Source organism: Actinomadura sp. NPDC049382 (genome assembly GCF_040677125.1).
GTDB classification, from domain to species: domain Bacteria; phylum Actinomycetota; class Actinomycetes; order Streptosporangiales; family Streptosporangiaceae; genus Spirillospora; species Spirillospora geliboluensis.
The window spans coordinates 1-21,362 of sequence record NZ_JBFARO010000056.1 but is presented as its reverse complement, the minus strand read 5'-3'; the positions used below and the strand labels follow the sequence as shown (position 1 = coordinate 21,362).

The 21,362-nt window shown below is 71.7% G+C and carries 17 protein-coding genes; 7 read left to right on the top strand and 10 right to left on the bottom strand.

The window, feature by feature from the left end; translation table 11 throughout:
• Positions 1–61 precede the first annotated feature (61 nt).
• A complete protein-coding gene (locus tag AB0K34_RS27620) occupies positions 62–589 on the bottom strand; it encodes a MarR family transcriptional regulator (protein ID WP_138641771.1) in 528 nt (175 codons plus the stop codon).
• Between the two features lie 229 nt (positions 590–818).
• On the opposite strand from AB0K34_RS27620, the gene AB0K34_RS27615 reads away from it, so the two are divergent.
• Positions 819–2,552, top strand: a complete 1,734-nt coding sequence (locus tag AB0K34_RS27615; protein WP_364551810.1) for a pyruvate dehydrogenase — start codon at positions 819–821, stop codon at positions 2,550–2,552.
• A 46-nt stretch (positions 2,553–2,598) separates the two neighbouring features.
• Here AB0K34_RS27615 and AB0K34_RS27610 read toward each other — a convergent pair whose 3' ends face one another.
• On the bottom strand, positions 2,599–3,294 hold the full coding sequence (locus AB0K34_RS27610; RefSeq protein WP_364551808.1) for a TetR/AcrR family transcriptional regulator C-terminal domain-containing protein: 696 nt from the start codon (positions 3,292–3,294) through the stop codon (positions 2,599–2,601).
• Between the two features lie 57 nt (positions 3,295–3,351).
• Positions 3,352–3,996, bottom strand: a complete 645-nt coding sequence (locus tag AB0K34_RS27605) for a hypothetical protein (RefSeq protein WP_364551805.1) — start codon at positions 3,994–3,996, stop codon at positions 3,352–3,354.
• A gap of 107 nt (positions 3,997–4,103) precedes the next feature.
• Here AB0K34_RS27605 and AB0K34_RS27600 point away from each other — a divergent pair, with 107 nt between their 5' ends.
• The gene (locus tag AB0K34_RS27600) at positions 4,104–4,826 is read left to right on the top strand and encodes a hypothetical protein (protein WP_364551803.1); all 723 of its coding nucleotides are present in this window, start codon (positions 4,104–4,106) and stop codon (positions 4,824–4,826) included.
• Here AB0K34_RS27600 and AB0K34_RS27595 read toward each other — a convergent pair.
• Positions 4,823–5,560, bottom strand: a complete 738-nt coding sequence (locus tag AB0K34_RS27595) for a TetR/AcrR family transcriptional regulator (RefSeq protein WP_364551800.1) — start codon at positions 5,558–5,560, stop codon at positions 4,823–4,825. The two genes, AB0K34_RS27600 and AB0K34_RS27595, sit on opposite strands and share 4 nt — an antisense overlap.
• A gap of 151 nt (positions 5,561–5,711) precedes the next feature.
• On the opposite strand from AB0K34_RS27595, the gene AB0K34_RS27590 reads away from it, so the two are divergent.
• Both AB0K34_RS27590 and AB0K34_RS27585 read left to right on the top strand, forming a co-directional pair.
• Complete coding sequence (locus AB0K34_RS27590) at positions 5,712–7,325, top strand: MDR family MFS transporter (RefSeq protein WP_364551797.1); 1,614 nt, start codon at positions 5,712–5,714, stop codon at positions 7,323–7,325.
• A 98-nt stretch (positions 7,326–7,423) separates the two neighbouring features.
• Positions 7,424–9,022, top strand: coding sequence for an AMP-binding protein (locus tag AB0K34_RS27585; protein ID WP_364551795.1), 1,599 nt, complete (start codon positions 7,424–7,426; stop codon positions 9,020–9,022).
• Positions 9,023–9,217: 195 nt separating this feature from the next.
• Here AB0K34_RS27585 and AB0K34_RS27580 read toward each other — a convergent pair whose 3' ends face one another.
• Positions 9,218–9,616, bottom strand: a complete 399-nt coding sequence (locus AB0K34_RS27580; RefSeq protein WP_364551792.1) for an ATP-binding protein — start codon at positions 9,614–9,616, stop codon at positions 9,218–9,220.
• A 254-nt stretch (positions 9,617–9,870) separates the two neighbouring features.
• On the opposite strand from AB0K34_RS27580, the gene AB0K34_RS27575 reads away from it, so the two are divergent.
• Positions 9,871–11,136 carry a hypothetical protein gene (locus AB0K34_RS27575; RefSeq protein WP_364551790.1) on the top strand — a complete coding sequence of 422 codons (1,266 nt, stop codon included), beginning with the start codon at positions 9,871–9,873 and terminating at the stop codon, positions 11,134–11,136.
• A 53-nt stretch (positions 11,137–11,189) separates the two neighbouring features.
• Positions 11,190–12,071 (top strand): hypothetical protein, encoded by an 882-nt coding sequence (locus tag AB0K34_RS27570; protein ID WP_138642014.1) that lies wholly within the window; start codon positions 11,190–11,192, stop codon positions 12,069–12,071.
• A 6-nt stretch (positions 12,072–12,077) separates the two neighbouring features.
• Here the strand turns inward: AB0K34_RS27570 and AB0K34_RS27565 are convergent, their stop codons facing one another.
• The 5 genes from AB0K34_RS27565 to rph form a co-directional block, all read right to left on the bottom strand.
• A complete protein-coding gene (locus AB0K34_RS27565; protein ID WP_138642013.1) occupies positions 12,078–12,683 on the bottom strand; it encodes a DUF4232 domain-containing protein in 606 nt (201 codons plus the stop codon).
• Positions 12,680–14,089, bottom strand: coding sequence for a helix-turn-helix domain-containing protein (locus AB0K34_RS27560; RefSeq protein WP_364551787.1), 1,410 nt, complete (start codon positions 14,087–14,089; stop codon positions 12,680–12,682). Before AB0K34_RS27560 ends, AB0K34_RS27565 begins: the two co-directional genes overlap by 4 nt.
• 133 nt (positions 14,090–14,222) lie before the next feature.
• Complete coding sequence (locus AB0K34_RS27555) at positions 14,223–15,407, bottom strand: serine hydrolase domain-containing protein (protein WP_364551785.1); 1,185 nt, start codon at positions 15,405–15,407, stop codon at positions 14,223–14,225.
• Positions 15,408–15,533: 126 nt separating this feature from the next.
• The gene (locus AB0K34_RS27550; protein WP_301176896.1) at positions 15,534–16,166 is read right to left on the bottom strand and encodes a dihydrofolate reductase family protein; all 633 of its coding nucleotides are present in this window, start codon (positions 16,164–16,166) and stop codon (positions 15,534–15,536) included.
• Positions 16,167–16,248: 82 nt separating this feature from the next.
• The gene (rph, locus tag AB0K34_RS27545; protein WP_301176895.1) at positions 16,249–19,023 is read right to left on the bottom strand and encodes a rifamycin-inactivating phosphotransferase; all 2,775 of its coding nucleotides are present in this window, start codon (positions 19,021–19,023) and stop codon (positions 16,249–16,251) included.
• Between the two features lie 812 nt (positions 19,024–19,835).
• Here rph and AB0K34_RS27540 point away from each other — a divergent pair.
• A complete protein-coding gene (locus tag AB0K34_RS27540; RefSeq protein ID WP_364551782.1) occupies positions 19,836–21,158 on the top strand; it encodes a DUF222 domain-containing protein in 1,323 nt (440 codons plus the stop codon).
• Positions 21,159–21,362: the final 204 nt, after the last annotated feature.

Below are 21,362 nucleotides of genomic sequence, written 5' to 3'. Positions count from 1 at the left end.
GGAAGGGCCTAACCCGGTCACGGCGGCCCGGCCCTCCCCGTGCCGCCCGGCCGGCGTGGGGTCAGGAACGCTCGCGGGCGTCGAAGGACGTCCGGCCCGCGATGAGCTTGTCCAGCAGCATGATCAGCATCCGCTGCTCGGTCTCGGTCAGCGTGCCGGCCCACTGCCGCTCGCGCTCGTGCTGCGCGGCGAAGATCTCCAGCATCGCCGTGCGGCCCTTCTCGGTCAGCGACAGGATCACCGACCGGCCGTCGCGCTCGCCGGGCGTCCGGTCCATCATCCCGTCCGCGACCAGCGTCTTCGCCAGGTTGGAGACGGCGGCGCGGCTCATCCCGGCGAGCGTCGCGGCCCGGCCCGGCTCCAGCGGACCGGCGAGCCAGGTCACGAACAGCAGCCGGAACCCGGCCCAGGAGTGCCCGCGCGGCCGGTGCACCGTGGACTCCAGGTCGTAGGTGACGATCGCCGACGCCCGGTTCAGGGTCAGCAGCAGCCGGGTCGCGAGGCGGTCGGGGAAGCCGAACTCCTCCGCCAGCCGCCGCCCCGCGAGGTCGACGAACGTCCAGAAGCCGAGGTCGTCCCGCTCATCCATCGCCCCCACCCCACATCCCACCCGCGCTCCACATCCCACCCGCACCCCACATCCCACCTGCGACCCGCAGTCGACCGCCACCCCACATCCCACCATCGCGCCGCATTCGACCCGCACCCCACATCCGGTTCATGGTTTGACCATTTAACCCGGCGGGCCGCCGGGTGTCAGGGGGAGATCATCGGGCATTTCCCGGAGCGGGGAGCGGGCAGACCACGGGGAGGCACGCATGGCGACCGTCGCCGACCAGTTCATCGAGGTGCTGCGGCAGGCCGGCGTACGGCGCGTCTACGGGGTGGTGGGCGACAGCCTCAACCCCGTCGTGGACGCCGTCCGCCGGACGGCCGGGATCGACTGGGTGCACGTCCGCAACGAGGAGGCGGGCGCGTTCGCGGCGGCGGCCGAGGCGCAGACGACCGGGCGGCTCGCGGTGTGCGCGGGCAGCTGCGGGCCCGGCAACACGCACCTGATCCAGGGCCTCTACGACGCTCACCGGTCAGGGGCGCCGGTGCTGGCGCTGGCGTCGCAGATCCCGAGCGTCCAGATCGGCAGCGGCTACTTCCAGGAGACGCATCCCGAGCGGCTGTTCACCGAGTGCAGCCACTACTGCGAGCAGATCGTCACGCCGGAGCAGATGCCGCGCATCCTGCGGACCGCGATCCAGCACGCGATCGGGCACGGCGGCGTCGCGGTGCTGACGATGCCCGGCGACACCGCCGGCAAGGACGCGGTCGCCCCGACCGGGGAGCACGACTTCCTCGTCCGGAAGGGGATCGTCCGGCCGCCGTCCGACCAGGTCGCGCAGCTCGCCGGGGCGCTGAACCGGGCGCGCAGGCCGATGCTGTTCTGCGGCTCCGGCGTGAAGGACGCGCACGCCGAGGTGATGGAGCTGGCGCACAGGCTGCTGTCGCCGGTCGGGCACGCGCTGCGCGGCAAGGAGTGGATCCAGTTCGACAACCCCTTCGACGTCGGCATGAGCGGGCTGCTCGGCTACGGCGCCTGCTACGAGGCGATGCAGGCCGCCGACCTCGTCCTGCTGCTGGGCACCGACTTCCCGTACGACCCGTTCCTGCCCGGCAAGAACACGATCCAGGTGGACGACGACCCGGCGAAACTGGGGCGGCGCACACCGCTCGACCTGGCCGTCCATGGTGACGTGGGCGAGACGCTGAGACTGGTCATGGACCAGGTCGAGCAGAAGCAGGACCAGTCGTATCTGGACGACATGCTGCACCGCCACACGCGCGCGCTGGAGAACGTCGTCTCCGCCTACACGCGCGACATCGAGAAGCACATTCCGATCCATCCGGAGTTCGTCGCGAGCGTCCTGGACGACCTCGCAGCCGACGACGCGATATTCACCGTCGACACCGGCATGTGCAACGTGTGGGCCGCCCGCTACCTCACCCCCAACGGGCGCCGCCGCGTGATGGGCTCGTTCGTGCACGGCTCCATGGCCAACGCGCTGCCGCACGCCATCGGCGCCCAGTACGGCGCGCCCGGACGCCAGGTCGTGTCGCTCTCCGGCGACGGCGGCCTCGGGATGCTGCTCGGCGAGCTGCTCACCGTGAAGCTCCACCGCGTCCCCGTGAAGATCATCGTGTTCAACAACGCGTCGCTCGGCATGGTGAAGCTGGAGATGATGGTGGACGGCTTCCCCGCCTACGAGACCGACCACGAGGCCGTCGACTACGCGGCGGTCGCGGCGGCCATGGGGATCGAGTCGGCGCGGGTGGAGCGCCCGTCCGACGTCCGCACGCTGATGGAGCGGGCCCTCGCCGCGCCCGGCCCGTACCTGCTGGACGTCGTCACCGACCCGAACGCCCTGTCCATCCCGCCGCACATCACGCCGCAGCAGGTCAAGGGGTTCGCGCTGTCGGCGGGCAAGACCGTCCTCACCGGCGGCGTCGGCAAGATGCTCGACCTGGCGCGCAGCAACCTGCGCAACATCCCCCGCCCCTGACCGCCCGGGCGCCGCGGTCGGCATCAGGGGAGAGCCGCGGTCGGGGTCAGGCGGGGAGCCGCGCCGCGATCCCGTCCAGGACGATCGACAGGCCGAGCTCGAACCCCGCGCCGAAGTCGGTGCCCCCGGCGTCCATGTGCGCGGCGAGCGTCGGGTAGTCGGCGGCGTCCCGCCGGATCAGCTCCCCGGCCCGCTCCCGCAGCTCCGCCTCCGCGGCCGGGTCGCGGAACCGGGCGCGCCATGCCAGCTCCTCTGCGACGAACCCGTGCAGGTAGCCGCTGACCGCGCTCACGGCCGCGGTGAGCTCCGGTCCCGACAGGCCCGCCCGGTGGAGCGCCGCGAACACGCGCTCGGAGCGGGCCAGGGAACCGGGGCCGAGCAGCGGTCTCGTCCCCATCAGGGCGGGCACCCACGGGTGGCGGAGCAAGACCTCCCGCCCGCGAGCCATGTGCGCGGCGACGACGTCCCGCCAGCCGCCGGTCTCGTCCGGCACCGGCTCGATCTCGGCGATGGCGGCGTCGAGGGCCAGATCGAGGACGTCCTCCTTGGCGGCGACGTACTCGTACAGCGACATGGTCCCGGCGCCGAGCCGGGCGGCGAGCCGCCGCATCGAGAAGCCGTCCACGCCCTCGGCGTCGAGCAGCGCGACCGCCGCCGCGACGATCCGCTCGCGCGACAGCCGGGGCTTGCGCGGACGTTCCGCGCCGCGAAACCAGACCGAGTCCGTGCGTGCAGTTCCCATCCGTGCAGTTCCCATCCGCGCAGCCTCTATCCGTGCAGTGTACGGAAAACCGTACGGCTAGCTTGGCCTCGATTGCGGAACCCCCTCTGACAGAAGGAGGCCGACATGGACGACGAGTGGCTGCGCTCGTACGCGCTGCTGGCGCTGCGGGTCGCCCGAGCCGCGGACGGGCCGAACACCAGCGGGCTGGCGCTGGTCTACCGCGGCCCGGCCGGATGGCGGGAGGCGGTCGCGGCGGAGGAGCCGGTCCCACCCGCCCGCCTCGCCGACGACGCGGACACGCTGCTGGACGCCCTGCCGTCCGAACCCGCCCACGCCCCTCACCACGCCACCCGCCGCACTGACCACCGCGCCGACCGCGATGCCGACCGCGATGCCGGCCACCGCACTGACCACCGTGCCGACCACCGCACTGACCACCATGCCGACCGCGATGCCGACCGCCATGCCGACCAGCGCGCTGACCACCGCACTGACCACCGCACTGACCACCGCACTGACCACCGCACTGACCACCGCACTGACCACCGCACTGACCACCGCGCCGACCACCGTGCCGCCCATCTCGCCGGGCAGGTGCGGGCGTTGCGGGCGGTGGCGCGGCGGCTCGCGGGCGCGCCGGCCGCGCTGCCGGAGTACGTCCGCGAATGCCTGGGCATCGAGGCGGAGCGGGTGCCGGAGGCGGTGTTCGCCGAGGCGCACGAGATGCTCGACGCGGCGCTCCCGCCGGGCACCCCCGGCGGGTCGCTCGCCGGGCGGGCTGGCGCGGCGCCCACCGGCTCGACGACGTCGACCGGCTGCCCGCGCTCGTGGACCGCGCGGTCACCGAGACCCGGGTCCGCACCTCCCGGATCGTCCCGCTGCCCGAGGACGAGACCGTCACGTGCCGGCTCGTGTCCGATGTGCCGTTCCACGCGGCGGGCGAGTACGCGGGCGGGAGGTCCTCCACCATCCACATCAACCGCGATGTCCCGTTCAACCTGGCCGACCTGCTGTACGTCGTGGCCCACGAGGGGCATCCGGGGCATATCGCCGAAGCGGTGCTCAAGGAGATCCATCTGCCCGGACGGCTCGAACGGCGGGTCTGGTTCCTGCTCTCACCGCAGGGCGTCCTCAGCGAGGGGCTGGGGCTGGCGGCGGAGGAACTGGTCTTCCCCGGGGACGAGGCCCGGGAATGGCTCTCCCGGAACGTCCTCGGCCGGGACCCCGGCGAGGTCGCCGCCCTGCACCGCGCGGCGAACCTGCTGTGGGGCGTCTGGCCCAACGCCACGCTGATGGCCGCCGAGGGGCGGCCGGAACGCGAGGTCCGCGAGTATCTGGTGCGCTGGGCGCTGCTCGGGGAGGACGAGGCGGCCGCCGCGATGCCGCTCGTCATGGTGCCGGGAGGCAACCCCTACCTCTACGCCTACTACCACGGATGGCGGCTCGTCCGGGCCTGGCTGGACGGCCCCGACCGGTGGGCGCGGGCGCGGCGGCTGCTCACCGGGGACCTGCACCCCGCCGAGCTCGCGGAGAGCGCCGGCGCCGGTTAGCGGTACTCGCGGGCGATCTCGGCCAGGGACTCCTCGACCACCTCGGCGAGGGAGCGGGTGGAGCGCTCCTCGGTCCAGGTCACGGACGCGACGCGGAGCGCGGTCATGAACGCCCCGGCCATGACGCGGTGGCGCAGGCCGGCGGACGGGACGCCGTCGCGGGCGGCGATCAGCTCGGTGAGGGCCCGCTCGAACTCGGCGTAGTGGGCGAGCTGCCGGGCCAGCACGGACGGGTGGTTGCGGGCGAGCCGGACCTGCGCCGCCCACTGCGGGTCGAGGTCGCCGAACCGCTCGTGGACGAGCCGCCACGTGGCCTGCAGCGCCGTCCAGGACGACTCGTCGTCCGGGCGTGTCGCGAAGGTCTCCAGGAGGGCGCGCATCCGCTGCTCGCCGCCGTAGAGGAGGGCCTCCTCCTTGCCGCCGAAGTAGTTGGAGAAGGTGCGGCGGGACACGCCGGCGGCGTCGGCGATGGCCTCGACGGTGACCTCGTCCAGGCCGTGCTCGACGGAGAGGCGCATCGCGGCCTCGTGAAGGGCGCGGCGCGTCGCCTCCTTCTTGCGCTCGCGGAGCCCGCCGCGCGGCTCAGGCCGCGCTCCCTGGGGCTCGGGGCGTCCGTCCTGCTGCCCGGACGATCCGCCCTGGGGCTCGGGGCGTCCGCTCTGCCGCTCGGGCGACCCGCCCTCGCGCTCGCGCAGTCCGCCCTTGTGTTCGCGCAGCCCACCGGTGCTCTCCATGGTGCGTCCAGCCTACCCATCTTCAAATGCTGCTCTGTGAGAAAATTTGCCCACTGGGAATAAGAGTCCGGGGCGGCGGGGTTGAAGCCTCGTTCCCAACTTCTCGCGGAGGCGTCTCTTGACCGTTCCTGCCCCGACCAGACCTGCGCAGATGACGCACCGGCAGGTCCTAGAAGCACTCAGCGGCCTGCTGCTGGTGCTGTTCGTGGCGATGCTCAGCGGCACCGTCGTGTCCACCGCGCTGCCGCAGATCATCGGTGCGCTCAAGGGCAGCCAGTCGCAGTACACGTGGGTCGTCACCGCGACCCTGCTGGTGTCCACCGCCAGCACCCCCATCTGGGGAAAGCTGGCCGACCTCTACAACAAGAAGACGCTGCTCCAGGCGGGCGTCGTCATCTTCATCGTGGCGTCGGCCGCGTCCGGGTTCGCGCAGAACACCGCGCAGCTCATCTTCTTCCGGGCCGTGCAGGGGCTCGGCGTCGGCGCGCTGCAGATCCTCGTCCAGATCATCATGGCCGCCATGATCAGCCCGCGCGACCGGGGCCGCTACTACGGCTACCTCGGCGGCGTGATGGCGGTCGCGACCGTCGGCGGGCCGCTGCTCGGCGGGCTGATCGTCGACTCGGCGCTCGGCTGGCGCTGGTGCTTCTTCATCGGCGTCCCGTTCGCCGTCGTCGCGTTCGTGCTGCTGCAGAAGACCCTCAAGCTGCCGGTCATGCGGCGTCCCGACGTGAAGATCGACTACGCGGGGGCGACGCTGATCGCCGCCGGTGTCAGCGTCCTGCTCATCTGGGTCACCTTCGTCGGCGAGAACTTCGCCTGGCTGTCCTGGCAGACGGCCGCGATGGCGGGCGGCGGCGTCGTGCTGCTGGCGATCGCCATGTGGGTCGAGAGGCGGGCGGCCGAGCCGATCGTCCCGCTGGACATCGTCGCGCGCCGCAACACCGCCCTCGCGATCATCGCGAGCCTCGCGGTCGGCATGGCCATGTTCGGCGGCGCCGTCTTCCTCGGCCAGTACTTCCAGATCGGACGCGGCTACAGCCCGACCAAGGCGGGCCTGCTGACCTTCCCGATGATGCTCGGCGTGTTCGGCGCGTCCACCATCGCCGGACGCCTCGCCACCAAGACCGGCAAGGTGAAGCCGTACATCGTGTTCGGGACGCTCGTCCTGACCGCCGGGTTCGGCATGCTGGCGACCATCGACCACGAGACCTCGCTGGTCTACCTCGGCGTCGGGATGTTCCTGATCGGCGCCGGGGTCGGCATGACGATGCAGAACCTCGTGCTCGTCGTGCAGAACTCCGTCCACCTGAACGAGATCGGCGCCGCCAGCGGGACCGTCACCTTCTTCCGCTCCCTCGGCGGGACGGTCGGCGTGTCGGTGCTCGGCGCGGTGCTCGCCAACCAGGTCGCCGACAAGATCGCCGGCGGGCTGCGGCAGCTCGGCGTCGACCCGACCGCGGGCGGCGGCGACGCCGGCAACCTCGACATCGCGGCGCTGCCGGGACCGGTCAAGGAGATCGTCCGGGCCGCCTACGGCGACGCCACCGGGCACATCTTCCTGGTATCCACCGCCATCGCGGTCGTCGGGATCATCGCGGCGGCGCTGCTCAAGCCGGTCACGCTGCGCGACAGCCTCGACCTGGCCGAGCCCGCGAAGCCCGCCGAGGCGGGCGCGGCGGACGCGGCGGAGAAGGCGGGCAGGACGCACAAGGCGGACGCCCCGATGACCGCCGCCGCGGACGGTTCGTTGTCAGGCACCTGACAATCGCCGCCGCGAAGAGCTGACTTCAGTCAGAAGTGCACGAAAGCCGCCAACCGTACGGTCGGTAATCCGGATCCCCGTACCGGAGGCGGTGGGAGATGAGCGGACGATCGGAGTTCGGGCACCGTGCGGCGTCGGTCGCGCGCGCGGGCGGCATGTTCGCCCGGAGCGGGCTGTGGCGCCCCGGGCCGCCGCTGAAGGTCGTCCGCCAGCTCGACGCCCTGCGCCGCTGGGGCACCCTGCTCGGCGGGACGGTCGCCTCCGCGGCCGCCCGCGACCCCGGCGTCGTCGCGATCGCCGACGACGCCGGGGAGCTGACCTACGGCGAGCTGGACGCCCGCACCGACCGGCTCGCCGCAGCGCTCGGCCGGTTCAACGACTCGCCCCGCGTGGCGGTGCTGTGCCGCAACCACCGCGGCATGGTCGAGGCGCTCACCGCGTGCAGCAAGCGCGGCTCCGACCTCGTGCTGCTCAACACGGGGATGAGCACCGAGCAGCTCGTCACCGTCCTGCGGCAACAGCGGGTCGAGGTCGTCATCGCCGACGCCGAGTTCGCCGGGTTCGTCGCGGCCGTTCCGAAGACCGTGCACGTCATCACAGCCGGCGGGCTTGGGTCGGAGCTGGAGAACGTCATCGCCACCGCGCCCGCGGCGCCGGTCGACCCGCCGGCGAAGCCCGGCCGGACGATCGTGCTCAGCTCCGGCACCACCGGCCACCCCAAGGGCGCCGACCGGCACTCCCGCCCCGGGCTGTCGCCGCTCACCTCGATCCTGTCCCGCATCCCGTACCGGGTGCACGAGCGGATGTTCATCGAGGCGCCGCTGTTCCACACCTGGGGCTACGCGATGCTCCAGACCGCGATCTCGCTGCGCGCCACGATCGTCCTGCGGAGCCGGTTCGACCCCGAGCAGACCCTCCGCACGATCGACCTCACGGGTGCGACCGCGCTCGTCGCCGTGCCGGTCATGCTCCAGCGCGTCCTGGACGTCCCGGAGGCGGCGCGGCGCAAGCACGACACGTCCTCGCTGCGGATCGCCGCCGTCAGCGGCTCGGCCCTACCCGCGACGCTCGCCACCGCGTTCATGGACGCGTTCGGCGACGTCCTCTACAACCTTTACGGGTCGACGGAGGCGTCCTGGGTCACCATCGCCACGCCCGCCGACCTGCGCGCCGACCCCGACACGGCCGGCACGCCGCCGCCGGGGACGAGGGTCGCGATCCTGGACGACGAGGGACGCCCCGTCCCGCCCGGCACCACCGGCCGCATCTTCGCCGCCAACGAGCTGCTGTTCGCCGGCTACACCGGCGGCGGCACCAAGGAGATGCGGGACGGCCTGATGAGCCTCGGCGACGTCGGGCACCTCGACGACCAGGGCCGGCTGTTCGTGCACGGCCGCGACGACGACATGATCGTCTCCGGCGGCGAGAACGTCTTCCCGGGCGCGATCGAAGAGGTGCTGGAGAAGCTGCCGCAGGTCAGGGAGGTGGCCGTCGTCGGCGTCCCGGACGAGGAGTTCGGGCAGCGCGCCGCCGCCTTCCTCGTCCTGCGCGAGGGCGCGGAACTGGACGCCGAAGCCGTTCGCGCGCACGTCCGGGAGCATCTGGCCCGCTTCGCCGTGCCCCGCGACGTCCACTTCCTGGACACGCTCCCCCGCAACGCCACAGGCAAGGTCGTCCGCCGCGCTCTGCTTTCCTAGCGCTCTGCCGTCCTACCGCTCTGCCGTCCTACCGCTCTGCCGTCCTACCGCCCGGCCGTCCTACCGCCCGGCCCGCCTACCGTCCGGCCCTCCAAGAGCCCAGCCCGCCTAACGCCCTGCCTCTTAACGCCCTGCCTCTTAACGCCGCTCCCTAGCGTCCTGCCCTCCTAGCCCTGCCCTAGCGCTCAGCTGGGTTCAGGCGCTGAGGGTGAACCAGAGGCGGGTGCGGTCGGGGGTCTGCTCCAGCCCCCATTCGTCGGCGAGGGCGTCGATGACGGTCAGGCCGCGGCCGTGGTCGAGGCGCCGGCGGACGTGCGGGTCGGCCGCCGCCGGGCCGGGGCGGGCGGGGCCGTCGTCGGCGACCTCCACGAGCAGCGCGCGGCCGTCGGTGGCGACGGTCACCGTGACGAGCCCGGAACCGTGGAGGACGGCGTTGGCGACGGCCTCGGCCGTCATCAGCTCGACGTCGTCGAGAAGCCCCTCGTCCGCGATGAGCTTGGCGGCGCGCTCGCGCACCGCCCGGCGGGCCCGGCGGCCGCCCTCGCCGTCGCTGAAGCCGAACGGTTCGCCCAGCCTCTCCAACCTGACCGACACTGCATCACCACACCTGACTCGGAAGCGCACCGCAATCATTCCCCTGCGGTGAGTGATCGGCAATGCGCCCGATGCATTGATCTTGGCCTTTCCGGGACAGCCGGGCCCCGCGATACTCACCGAGGCGCACAAATCGGGTGTTTTCTCCGTCTCGCGGCGAGAATCGGCGGACGCCCTCCTCATGTCACCATCCGTTTCGACAGCGTTTTTCGCCGGGTGGGGTGAAGGACGCGAGTCCGTCCCGGAGGTGCGCCATGTACGCGGTCGTCCTCGCCTGCGCCGCGCAGGCCGTCTATATCGCCGCCTACGTTCTGTTCAAGACGGCCGCTGGGCGGATGAGCCCGATCGGGGGCCGGCACCCGCTGCACGCCGCCGGACGGCTCGCGCGCAGCCCGCGCTGGCTCGCCGGAGTCGCGGTGCTGCTGGCGGGGTTCGCCCTGTCGGCTTTCGCGCTCGTCACGCTGCCCGTGGTTGCGACTCTGCCCGCCTACGGGCTCGGCCTCGTCACGCTCCTCGCGGTGGGGATGAGCGGGTTCGGTGAGCGGCCCACGTCGCGGGAGTGGCTCGCGGTCCTCATCACCGTGGCCGCGATGATCACCGCGGCGCTGTCGGTGCTGCCCGGCGCCGGCGAGTCGCTGCCGGACGCGCTGCACCGTCCGGGCGGTGCCGGCGCCGCCGGTGCGCTCCCGCTGTGGAAGGCGGGCCTGGTGTTCGTGCCGTCGCTGGTCCTGCCGCTGTGGATGTTCTGCGTGCGCGACCGCCCCGTCAGCGGACGGCACGCGCGCCCGCTGACCGGCATCGCCCACGGGCTCGGCGCGGGCGTCCTGCTCGGCGCCACCGAGGTGTTCGGCCAGGGCATGGCGATGATGCTCGCCGACGGCCGGGGCGCTGGGGTGCTGGCCTCGCCGCACCCATACCTGTTTCTGCTCGCGGGCCTCCTCGGCCTGGGGCTGCTCTCGATCGGCCTACAGCGCTGCCGCCTCATGATCATCGTCACGGTCGTCACGGTCACCGCCAAGACGCATCTGCTGCTGTCGGCCACGCTGCTGTACGGCGAACCGTGGCCGCACGAGTCGGGACCGTTCCTGCTGCGCGTCGCGGGCGTCGGCCTGGCCGTCCTGGCGCTCCTGGCCTTCCCTCGCCACGAACGCCGCACCCGCCGCACCGTGCCGCCGCCGGCGCCGTCCACGACGGGACGCCCACCGGCCCGCACCGGCGCCCACCCCCGCACCCTCCCCGCCGCCGCCGCCACGCCCTCACACTCCGGAGTGTCTGGCGCTTACCCGGCCGTGTTGGGCGAGCATCCCGCAGCGTCGGGGGCCTATCGCGGGGTGCCGCACGGCCAGTCCGCGGCATCTGGTGCTTATCCGGCAGCGTCGAGCGGTGCCTATTCGAGGGAGGCACATGTCGCTCCGGGGATGCCGTCAACGCAGGTCAGCGGGATGTCGGGCGCGTGGTCGGCGGCGTTGGGGACGGACGGGCGGTGGTCTGAGGCGGACGCGTTCCGGCTCGGCCGGTGAAATCTTGTCACTGTCTAGATAGGCTGGTGGTGATCCCGAGCGAAGGAGCGCCGATGACGGAGAACCCCGGCCTGGCACGGCAGATGTGGCACCAACTCGAAGCCGTCCACGCCCTGTTCTGGTACTCGCCCGACGTCTTCGCGGAGGCGGCGGAGCTCGGGTACGAGGTCGATACGCGCTGGCCGAGCTACTTCGCCTGGCGCGCCGCCCCGCTCGGCGCCGCCGGTCCGGAGCGGGTCGCGTCCGCGTTCTACAGCTTCAGCCCGCGCATGGTGGCCGAGCACGTCCCCGCGGTGTGGACGGTCGCGCCGCCCGAGCGCGTCCTGCGGGCACGGGTGCGCGCCGTCGACCGCATGTACCGGGCGCTGCTCGGCGACGCCATCGGCTCCCCGGACCTCGCCGAGGCCGCCTCGCTGGCCCGTGCCGCCGCCGAGGAGGCGGGCACCGCGGGCCGCCCGATCGCCGCCGCCAACGCCGACCTGCCCTGGCCGGACGAGCCGCACCTCGCGCTGTGGCACGCGATCGGCATCCTGCGGGAGCAGCGCGGGGACGGCCACGTCGCCGCGCTCCTCACCCACGGGCTCGACCCTGCCGAGTCGCTCGTCTCGTTCGCCGCGGTCGGCGCCGCGTCCGTGGAGACGTTCGCGAGCCGAGGCTGGACGGACGAGGAGTGGGCCGCCGCCCGCGACCGCCTCGCGTCCCGCGGCCTCGTGAGCGGTGACGGCGCCGCGACCGACCGGGGCCGGGAGCTGCGCGACTCGGTCGAGCGGATGACCGACGACCTCGCCTACGCGCCCTGGCGCGCCCTCGGCGAGGCCAAGGCCGAGCGGCTGGGGCAGCTGACGATGCCGATCCTGGTCAAGGTCCTGGAGACCGGCCTGATGCCCGCGGAGAACACGCTCGGCATCGGCAAGGTTCAGGCGCCGCCCCGCTGAGCCGGGTCAGGGGCGGGGGAGGCGCCAGGCGGTCTCCTCCAGGCGTCCGGTGTTGCCGAGGTCGAGGGGCCCGTCGGACTCCACGATGACGACCGGCCGTCCCGGCGCGGGCCGGACCTCCAGGTACGTGCCCGCCACCGCGGTCGTCGTCGGGTCGGTGACGAGGTTCCGCCAGACGATCCCGAAGACGGCCGACCCGCCCGGACGGATCGTCAGCGGCTTCGGCCCCGGGTCCTCGACCTGCGTCGTGCCGCGCACGATCTCCACGTCGAACGGCTGCCGGTCCTTGTCGAGGACGCGCACGGACGGGTAGCCGTTCAGCCGGTACGGGCGGTCGCCGCAGTTGCGGAGCCGGATGGTCGCGGCGCGCAGGCCCATCGCCGCCTCCGGCTCCTCCATCCCGATGCTGATGCCCTCCGGCGTGCAGACCGGCGGGGCGGGCGTGTTCCGCTCCAGCGGGATCGGCGTCGGCGTCGCCGGCTTCGACGGCAGCACGGGATACGGCTCGGACGGGAGGGCGGCGGGCGCGGTCTCGGTGCCGCAGCCCGCCGCGCCGGCCAGCACCGCCGCCGCCGCGAGCAGCAGGATCGATGTCCGCTTTGTCGGAGTCACCTGGGGATGATGGCAGACGGATGTGGACGCCGTGTGCCGGTGTCGGTGCCGATGCCCGTCCCGGCCCGCCCGGCGCGGGCCCGCAGGTGGGCGGCGCGCAGCACGGCCTCGATGCCGAACCGGGCCTCCGGGTCGGCCAGTTCGGCGCCGAAGGTCTGCTCGATCTTGCGCATCCGGTACCGGACGGTCTGCGGGTGGATGTGCAGGATCGCGGCCATCTCGGCGGCGGTGCCGCGGGTGACGAGCCAGGTCCGCAGGGTCTCGGTCAGCCGGTCCCGCTGGCCGGGCGTCATGCCGTCCAGGACGCCGAGGCGGCGCCGGGCCAGCTCGTCCACCAGCGCCGGGTCCGACAGCAGCCACAGCGTCACGAGGTGCTCCTCGCACCGGACCACCGGGCCGTCGAGGACACCGCCGAGCGCGAGCCCGAGCGCCCGCCTGGCCCAGCGCAGCGAGTCGGCGGCCTGCCCGGTCGGCATTGTCACGCCGACCGCGATCAGGCGGCCGGGCAGCGCCTCGTCCAGCATGCGGCGCCGCTCCGGCGTGAACGGGCCCGGCAGGAGCAGGTGCGGGGCGGCGCACTCCAGGTCGGCGAGGACGTCCTCGTCCAGCGCCGCCCACGCGCAGCGGGCGTCCGGTTCGACGGCGACGAGCGTGACCTCGTCCGGGACGGGCCACCCGGCGGCCTCGGCCGACTCCGCGATCTCCGCCTCGGGGCCGTCCAGGAGCAGGCGCAGCAGGCGGCGGCGCCGCTCGTCCAGCGCCGGGATCGGACGGGCCCTGGCCTGCCGGTACCCGTCGAGCGACAGCTCCGCCAGCTCGTCCAGGTAGACGAAGAGGGCGTCGGCGAGCCGGGACATGACGGCTGCGGAGATGTCGTGCCGGGGCGCGACCCGCATGACGCGGCGCCAGGCGACCTGCCCGCCGATGCGGTATGCGGCCTGGAGGGAGTCCAGGTCGCGGCCCTCGTGCGCCTCGTACTGGCCGAGCATCCGCGCGGTCGCCGCGGAGTCGTCGTCGGCCGGCGCGCCGTGCGGGGCGGCGATCCGGTCGACGAACGCGGCCAGGTTGTGCTCGACGCTGAGCCGCAGCACGTGCCCGTAGGGGCCGTCGAGCGGCCGGGCGTACTCCGGGATGGCGCGGCGGATCTCGGTGACGATCTCCTCGGCGAGGCTCGGCAGCTCCGGCCGCATCAGCCCGGCGAGGCGCGGCGGGAGGAGCACGGGCCGCGCGCCGGCGCCCCGCCCCTCGCGAGCGCCCCGCCGCTCGCCGTCACCTCGCCGCTCGCCGTCACCCTGCCGCTCGCCGTCACCCTGCCGCTCGCCGTCACCCTGCCGCTCGCCGTCACCCTGCCGCTCGCCGTCACCCTGCCGCTCGTCGGCACCTCCGGATGCGAGGGTTCTGGTCATCGGCACACCTCCGTCTGCCCGGCTGTGCTGCTGGACGCCCCGACGGTACGCACCGCCCCCGTCGCTGTTCTGTAGTGCGGAAGAACAAAACCCTGCGGCCACTGCTCACCCGCTTATAACCGGGTGCCTTCGTTCAGGCGCAGACAGCCGTGTCGGCGGCCTTGGCGAGGTCCGCCCGGAAGGCCGTGTCGTGCTCCAGCTTCGACTCGTTGTAGGTGATGATCGCCTGGCGGCCGCCGTCGGCGCTGGTGTAGGTCCAGGTGCGGTAGCCGGGGAAGCCGCCGTCGTGGCCCCACGCGTACCCGCAGGAGAACTTGATGCGGGCGACGCCGAGCCCGTAGTCCTCCACCACGCCGTCGTCGTCGACGGGACGGACCGTCCGCAGCTCGCGCATCTGCTTCGCCGGCAGCAGCCGCCCGGTGAACAGCGCCCGGTGGAAGCGCGCCACGTCGTCCACCGTGCTGACGATGCCGCCGGACGTCCGGGCGCTGGATGGGCTCACCAGCGTGCTCACGTCGCCGTAGTCGTAGTAGTAGCCGTGGACGTACGGGCCGCGGAAGCCGGGGTCGGTCGTCGGGTAGAAGGTGTGCCGGAGCCGCAGCGGCGTGAAGATCCGCCGCTGCAGCTCCGCGCCCACCGGCCGCCCGGTCGCCTTCTTGATGATCATTCCGGCGAGGATGTAGTTGGTGTTGGAGTAGTTCCAGTCCGTGCCCGGCGCGTACAGCGGCGGCTTCTCCGTCGCGATCGCGATCAGCTCCTCGGGCGTCCAGGACCGGGCCGGGTCGGACATCACCCGGGGGTCGGGCGTGTAGTCGTTCAGCCCGCTGGTCTGCGCGAGCAGCTGCCGGACGGTGATCTTCGACCCGTCGTTGCCGTTCGCGCCGAGCAGGCCGGGGAGCCAGTCGTCCACGGTGTCGTCCAGCGACAGGCGGCGCTCGGCGGCGAGCTGCAGCACGACCGTCGAGGTGAACGACTTGGTCACGCTGGCGATGCGGAACTGGAGCCGGTGGTCCATCGGGGCGCCGGTCGCCTTGTCCGCCACCCCGGCGGTCACGTGCGACACCCGGCCGCCGCGCCGCGTCATGACGATGACGCCGGGCGCCCCGTCCGCGACCAGCTTCGCCGCCTGCTCCCGCACCTTCCGGTCGAGCTGGTTGCCCTTACCCTTCCCATTGCCGTGGGTGGTGGCGGGGTTGGCGGGGTTTGCGGGGCCAGGGCCGGGGGCGGCGGCGTACGCGGCCGGTGCGAGCCCGGCCCCGACCCCGGCGACCAGAGCGGACGCCGTGGCGAGCGCGGCGAATCGGGGGATGCGCGACATGAATTCCTCCTGGAAGGCCGTCCGTTGACGTGATCAAGCCTTCCGGCGGGCGCGCATCCCGGCACTGGGCCAAGGCCCCGAGCCGGTGGTGTACTTGACGACACCCCGCGGGACGCCGCCTTCGCGTCAGACGCCGCGGTCGGGCGCGCTCATGTCGCCCGTCCCCGGGATGCCGTCGGCGAGCCCGTAGCGCAGGTACACGGTGCCCTTCGGGCTGGCCGCCGGCGGTTCGAGGAGCGTGAGGTTCGAGGGCACCGCGCCGCCGTCGAACACCTTCTTCCCGACGCCGAGGACGATCGGGTGCACCCACAGGTCGAGCCGGTCGAAGAGCTTCTCGCGCAGGAGCGTCTGCACCAGGTTCAGGCTGCCGACGACCTTGACGTGCTCGTGCCGGTCGCGGATCTCGCGCACGGCATCGGCCAGGTCGGGGCCGAGCTGCTCGGATCCGGCCCACGACAGGTCGGGCTTGCCGCGGGAGGCGACGTACTTCGGGACGCTGTTGAAGAGCGTGGCGATCTCGTTGTCCTCGTCGCCCTCGTAGTTCGGCCAGTAGGCGGCGAAGATGTCGTACGTCCGCCGGCCGAGCAGGAGGGCGTCCGTGCCCTCGTAGGCGGCGCCGACCTGCGCTCCGGAGACCTCGTCCAGCAGGGGCGCCTGCCAGCCGCCGAACGGGAACCCGAGCGGGTCCTCGTCGGGAGCGCCGGGCGACTGCCCGACGAGGTCGAGGGTCGCGAACATCTCGATCTGGATGACGCCCATATCTTCCTCCAACGCGTTGGTCTTCTCGGTCAGGAGGTAGACCCGCGGGCACCGGCGGACTCATCGGCCCCGGCGGGGTGGATCAGTGGAGAATCTGGACGTACCCATCGGTTCCGTGGATACGGATCTGCTGCCCGTCCCGGATCAGCCGGGTGGCCTGCTCCACGCCCACGACGGCCGGCAGGCCGTACTCCCGCGCGACCACCGCGCCGTGCGTCATGAGGCCGCCCACCTCCGTCACCAGGCCGGCGGCCGCGACGAACAGGGGCGTCCAGCTGGGGTCCGTATAGGCGGTGACGAGGATGTCGCCCGCTTCGAGGTCGGCTTGTGCCATGTCCAGGACGACGCGGGCGCGGCCCTCGACGATGCCGGCCGAGACCGGGAGGCCGACCAGCGCGCCGGGCGGGGCGTTGTCCGGCTGGTACTGGCCGGTGATGGCCTCGCCGTCCGATGTGATGACGCGTGGTGGGGTGAGGGCCTCGTACGACCGGAACGCTCGTCGCCTTTCTGCGATGAGTTCGGCGTCGGCGCTGCCCGTTCGTACAACCTCCTGCAACTCCTGGAAACGGAGGAAGAAGATGTCGTCCTTCTGGCGCAGAATGCCGGACCGGACGAGGCGATCGGCTTCCCGCAGCAATGCCTGCTTGTAGACGAAGTAGCGGCTGACCATGCCGTACTTGGGGTACTCCCGGTATCCGGCGAAGGTGCGGACACGGTCGATCATCCGCTTGGTCTCCTCGGCCTTCTGCTCCCCGTCGTCGTCTAGGGCGCGCAACCGCGTCAACAGTTCCCGTTCTTTCCGCTGCGCCTCCTCGCGGCCTTCAGCGAAGCGCTGCCTTCCGGCACCCGGCCCGAAGTTCTTGACGTTGCCGAGGAGGGCGGGGACGAGCATGGCGGGCTGCTCGCTCCAGCGCGTCCTGGTGATGTCGATCTCGCCCGCGCAGCGCATGCCGTAGGCGTCGAGGTAGCTCTGGATGGCTTCCCGTGCCTCGCGTCCGCCGGGCATGTCGGCCAGTTCGCTCAGGAAACCGTCGCCGTCCCGGCCCTCGTCCGCGACGCGTTGCAGGAATGCGACGACGTCCGCGTGCGGGCGGATCACGTCCGCGACATCGAGGAGCGCCAGCCCCATCTCCGACGTCACGTTGTGCGGGACGGACAACGTCAGCGCATCAGCCGCGTTCTTCTCGCCGAGCCACGCCTCCATGTGCTCGTTGAGCCACCAGGCCGCCTCCATCCCGGCCATGATCGCCTGGTGACTGCGCGGGGCGAACAGAATGCGCTTCACCTCCGCGATGTCGCCGAGGATGAAGTCGAGCAGCTCCGTCCCGGACAGCTCCCGGATCTCGCGCCGCAGCGCAGCGACGGACGCCTCACTCTCGCGGATCAGCTCAGTGACGATGCCCGGATCGGTCTCCATCGGGACGGGTGCCGGACGGCCACTAGGACGCCCGCCGAACCCCTCGTCCGAAACCGGGGGAAGGAAATCAGGACGGTCGAGGACGACCTGTAGCGCGTCCCGCATCAACGGATCGGCTTTCCCCGCGGTCTCCAGAAGGTTCGCGCGCGCTGCGGGCGAGGCCAGGAGTGGGGCCACATCGACGAACAGTCGTCCACCCGCCTCATGCATCGGTCGAGGCGTCGTCAGCTGCCACATCGAGAGCCCCAGCGGCTTCATCGCGTCGGTCATCATCTGCTGGTGGCCGACGGAGAGATAGGCGTGGTTCTCCTGGTCATCGGCCTCGGGAATGGGGAACAGAGTGGTGATCGGACGGCTCTGGACAATGTGGAAGTCGTCGCCGACCAGGCACCATTCGATGTCCTGCGGCCGCCCGAAGTGCGCCTCGATCCGCCGGCCCAGCCGCACCAGGCGCACGACTTGCGCGTCCGTCAACGCCGCCTGCCTCTGCCGCTGCGACTCGACCGGCACGTCCTCGGTGCCGCCGCCCGGCGCCGCCCGAACAGAACGCGCCTTGGCAACGACCGCTGCAGTGAGCACCTGGTCATCGCGCACCGCGTAGACGTCTGCGGCGACCAGTCCTGACACGAGCGCCTCACCGAGCCCCCAACCGGCCTCCACGGTGGCGACCTTCCGGTTCGAGGTCACGGGGTCGGCGGTGAACAGGACCCCGGCGGCGTCCGGGAACACCATCCGCTGGACGACCACGGCCATCCGCACCTTCCGGTGGTCGAACCCGTTGCGGTGCCGGTAGGCGACCGCCCGCTCGGTGAACAGCGAGGCCCAGCAGCGCCGGACGTGGCGCAGAACCGCGTCCGCGCCCACGACGTTCAGGTAGGAGTCCTGCTGCCCGGCGAAGGACGCCGTAGGCAGATCCTCGGCGGTAGCGCTGGAACGCACCGCATAGGCGCCCCGCTCCCCGAGCCGGGCGAGTGCTCCACCGACCGCCGCCACGAGATCGTCCGGCATCGCGAGTTCCTCGACGGCCCGGCGTACCTCGGCGCTGAGGTCGCGGACCGCCGCACCGTCGTCCGGATCCACGCGCGCCAGCAGGTCGAGTTGAGCGCTGACCGCGGGCGCCTCGGCCACGACCCGCTGAAAGGCGTCCACGGTGACGCAGAAGCCGTCCGGCACCTGCACGCCGTCGATCCGCGAGAGCTCCCCGAGGTTCGCCCCCTTACCGCCGACGTCCGCGACATTCGTAGCGTCGATTTGCTCGAAACCCAGCACGTCAGCCAATTCCGCTGCCCCCATCGTCCGTCGAGCCGACTCGCAACGACGGCAGTATGAGCCATTTTTTCGCGTCTCATGAGGAACGGGTTTCTGATATAAAGTGAAAGTGGGGGGCAGGACGTCGCGCTCCTCCGCAACCTCTTCGTCCAGACCACAACGGACGATCAAGGCTCCTCACGGCCCCGCTGCTCCGAACGGCCAACGCAGTGCGGTGACGGCCGTTCCGCACACGGTCACCCTCTCAACTCTCCTGATGAGCTGCTTGCCCGAGCCGACAGGCTCGTCACGCCCTCGCCCGTACCTCTGGACGTCGAACTCCCCCCGCTCCCACACGTCCGATGAACTGAGCGAACCCCTCGCAGAAGAGGACGAGGTGTCCGCCTTCGGGCGCCTTGCAGTCCAGTCCCAGACACCACGCTCCCCGAGCACGGCTCACAGCAGAAGCACCACGAGCACTCACCACCGCCAGCGCCGTCGAAGAAAACCAGTACCTCGTAGTCTTCGCCTTGCTGGGCGTGTGGGCGAGTGCATCAACCGACCCGCAAACTTGATCAACACACGCCTGGGACGCTCCAGTGGACCCACCTACCGGCCGATTGATAACACCCGTCGTTCAAGCTCTCTAGCGAGTGTTCTGTTGTTGCTCAAGGTTGCGGCGGTCTTTTGCCGGATTAGTGTGGTTTCTGTGGGTGCCCGGTCGCGGTGGCCTCTGACAGGTCGGCGCGGACGCTTCGGTCGCTGTGGGCTGGAGTCACTTCGGCTGGGCTCGCTGGCAGGGGTGTGGTGATTCGGCTGCTGGTCTGTGCATGGTTGCTGTCCCCGGGGGCCTACGGCCCCCGAGAACTTCGGCTAGGTGACCGGGTTTCCCTTTCTGTGCCCGGAAGGGGTGAAATATCCCGCAACGCGGCCAGCCTCCAAGACGGACAAATTATTTTCCGGAACGACTGTACGATAGCGTGACTGTTCGATAACATGGAGTTATGTGTTCGAGTGAGATCGATACCGCGTCGATGTCCACCAGCCAACTGGTGCACGCGGCCGCCTCGATCGCCACCGAACTCGCCTCCCGCCCCGCCCCCGAATCAGCAGCGGCGTGCATGGAACTCACCGAAACCCTCGCCACCGCCACCGACCTGCATGAAGCCGCCCTGTCGGAATTGATCGGCACCGTCGACCGGTCCCGCGAAGTGCAGCGGTGGGGATACCCCTCCACCCGCTCCTGGCTGCGGTCCCGGCTGGGCATGCGCGAGTCCCGCGCCAAGGAACGTCTCACCCTGGCCCGGCACCGCCACCGCCTGCCCGAGATGACCGAGCGGTGGGCCGCCGGTGACCTGTCGGCCGGGTATGCCGCCACCATCGCCGACGCGACTGCCCGACTCGACGACGATGACTGCGGTAAAGCCGAAGACATCTTGTTGGGCATGGTCGACCAGGGCTTCTCCGCCGGGAAGGTCGCCTCCTTTGGTAAGCGGATCCGTGATGTCATCGCCGAACGCGACGGCTCCGAACAGGCACCCGAGGACGCCCAACGCGGTTATGAGCGGTCGTGGATCGATTCGACGCGTTCGCTGGACGGTGGCCGCTACATCAAGGGCTGGCTGAACGCCGAAGACGCAGCCATCTGGGACGGCACGCTCGGGCCGCTGGCCAAACCCGCAGGAACCGACGACCACCGCGACCTGTCCGAACGCACCGCCGCCGCACTCACCACCGTCCTGTCGGGCGGGCACAAGGCCACCAAGGTCACCGTCATCTGCGACCTGGACACCCTCACCGGCGGCCAAGCCCCCGCCCGCCTCACCGACGGAACCCCCATCCCCGCCGCCCAAGCCCGCCGCATCGCACTTGCAGCCGGAGTCTCACCCCTCCTGCTCGGCGGCGGCAACACCCCGCTCTACCTGGGCCATCGAGTCCGGTTCGCCACCGCCCCACAACGCCAGGTCCTGGAAACCCTGTACTCCACCTGCGCCGTTCAGGACTGCGAAGTACCCGGGACACTGTGCGAGGTCGACCACGTCCACGGCTGGGCCCTCGGACGAAGCCCCACCGACATCGACAAGCTCGCCCTCACCTGCGGCTGGCACAACCGCTTCAAGCACACCCACCCGCACCAGATCACCATCACCAAAGACCCGACCGGACGCTACCGCTACCGCCTCCTCCCACCCGACACCCCACCACCCACCCCCCAAACACCACCCGCCACCAAACTCTGGACCACCACCACACACCACGCCCACCCACGCCCCCGCCGCACCCGACCAACCACACCCAGAAGCCGCCGCCAAACCGCCGGCCCCTAACACCACCACCAGAAGAGTCAAGGCGAGCACCGCCCAAAGGCGTCAGGTGCGGAGAGTCCTTGGCAGCCGACTGATCCTTGACCGGATGTCCGGACTTAGCGACTACGCGGGGGGTATTCCCTCAGGTGTGGAAAGTGATCTTGCTGGGGAGCAAGTGATCAGTGGGTGAAGCGCCCACGTTCTTCGGGGGGAGAACCACACGTC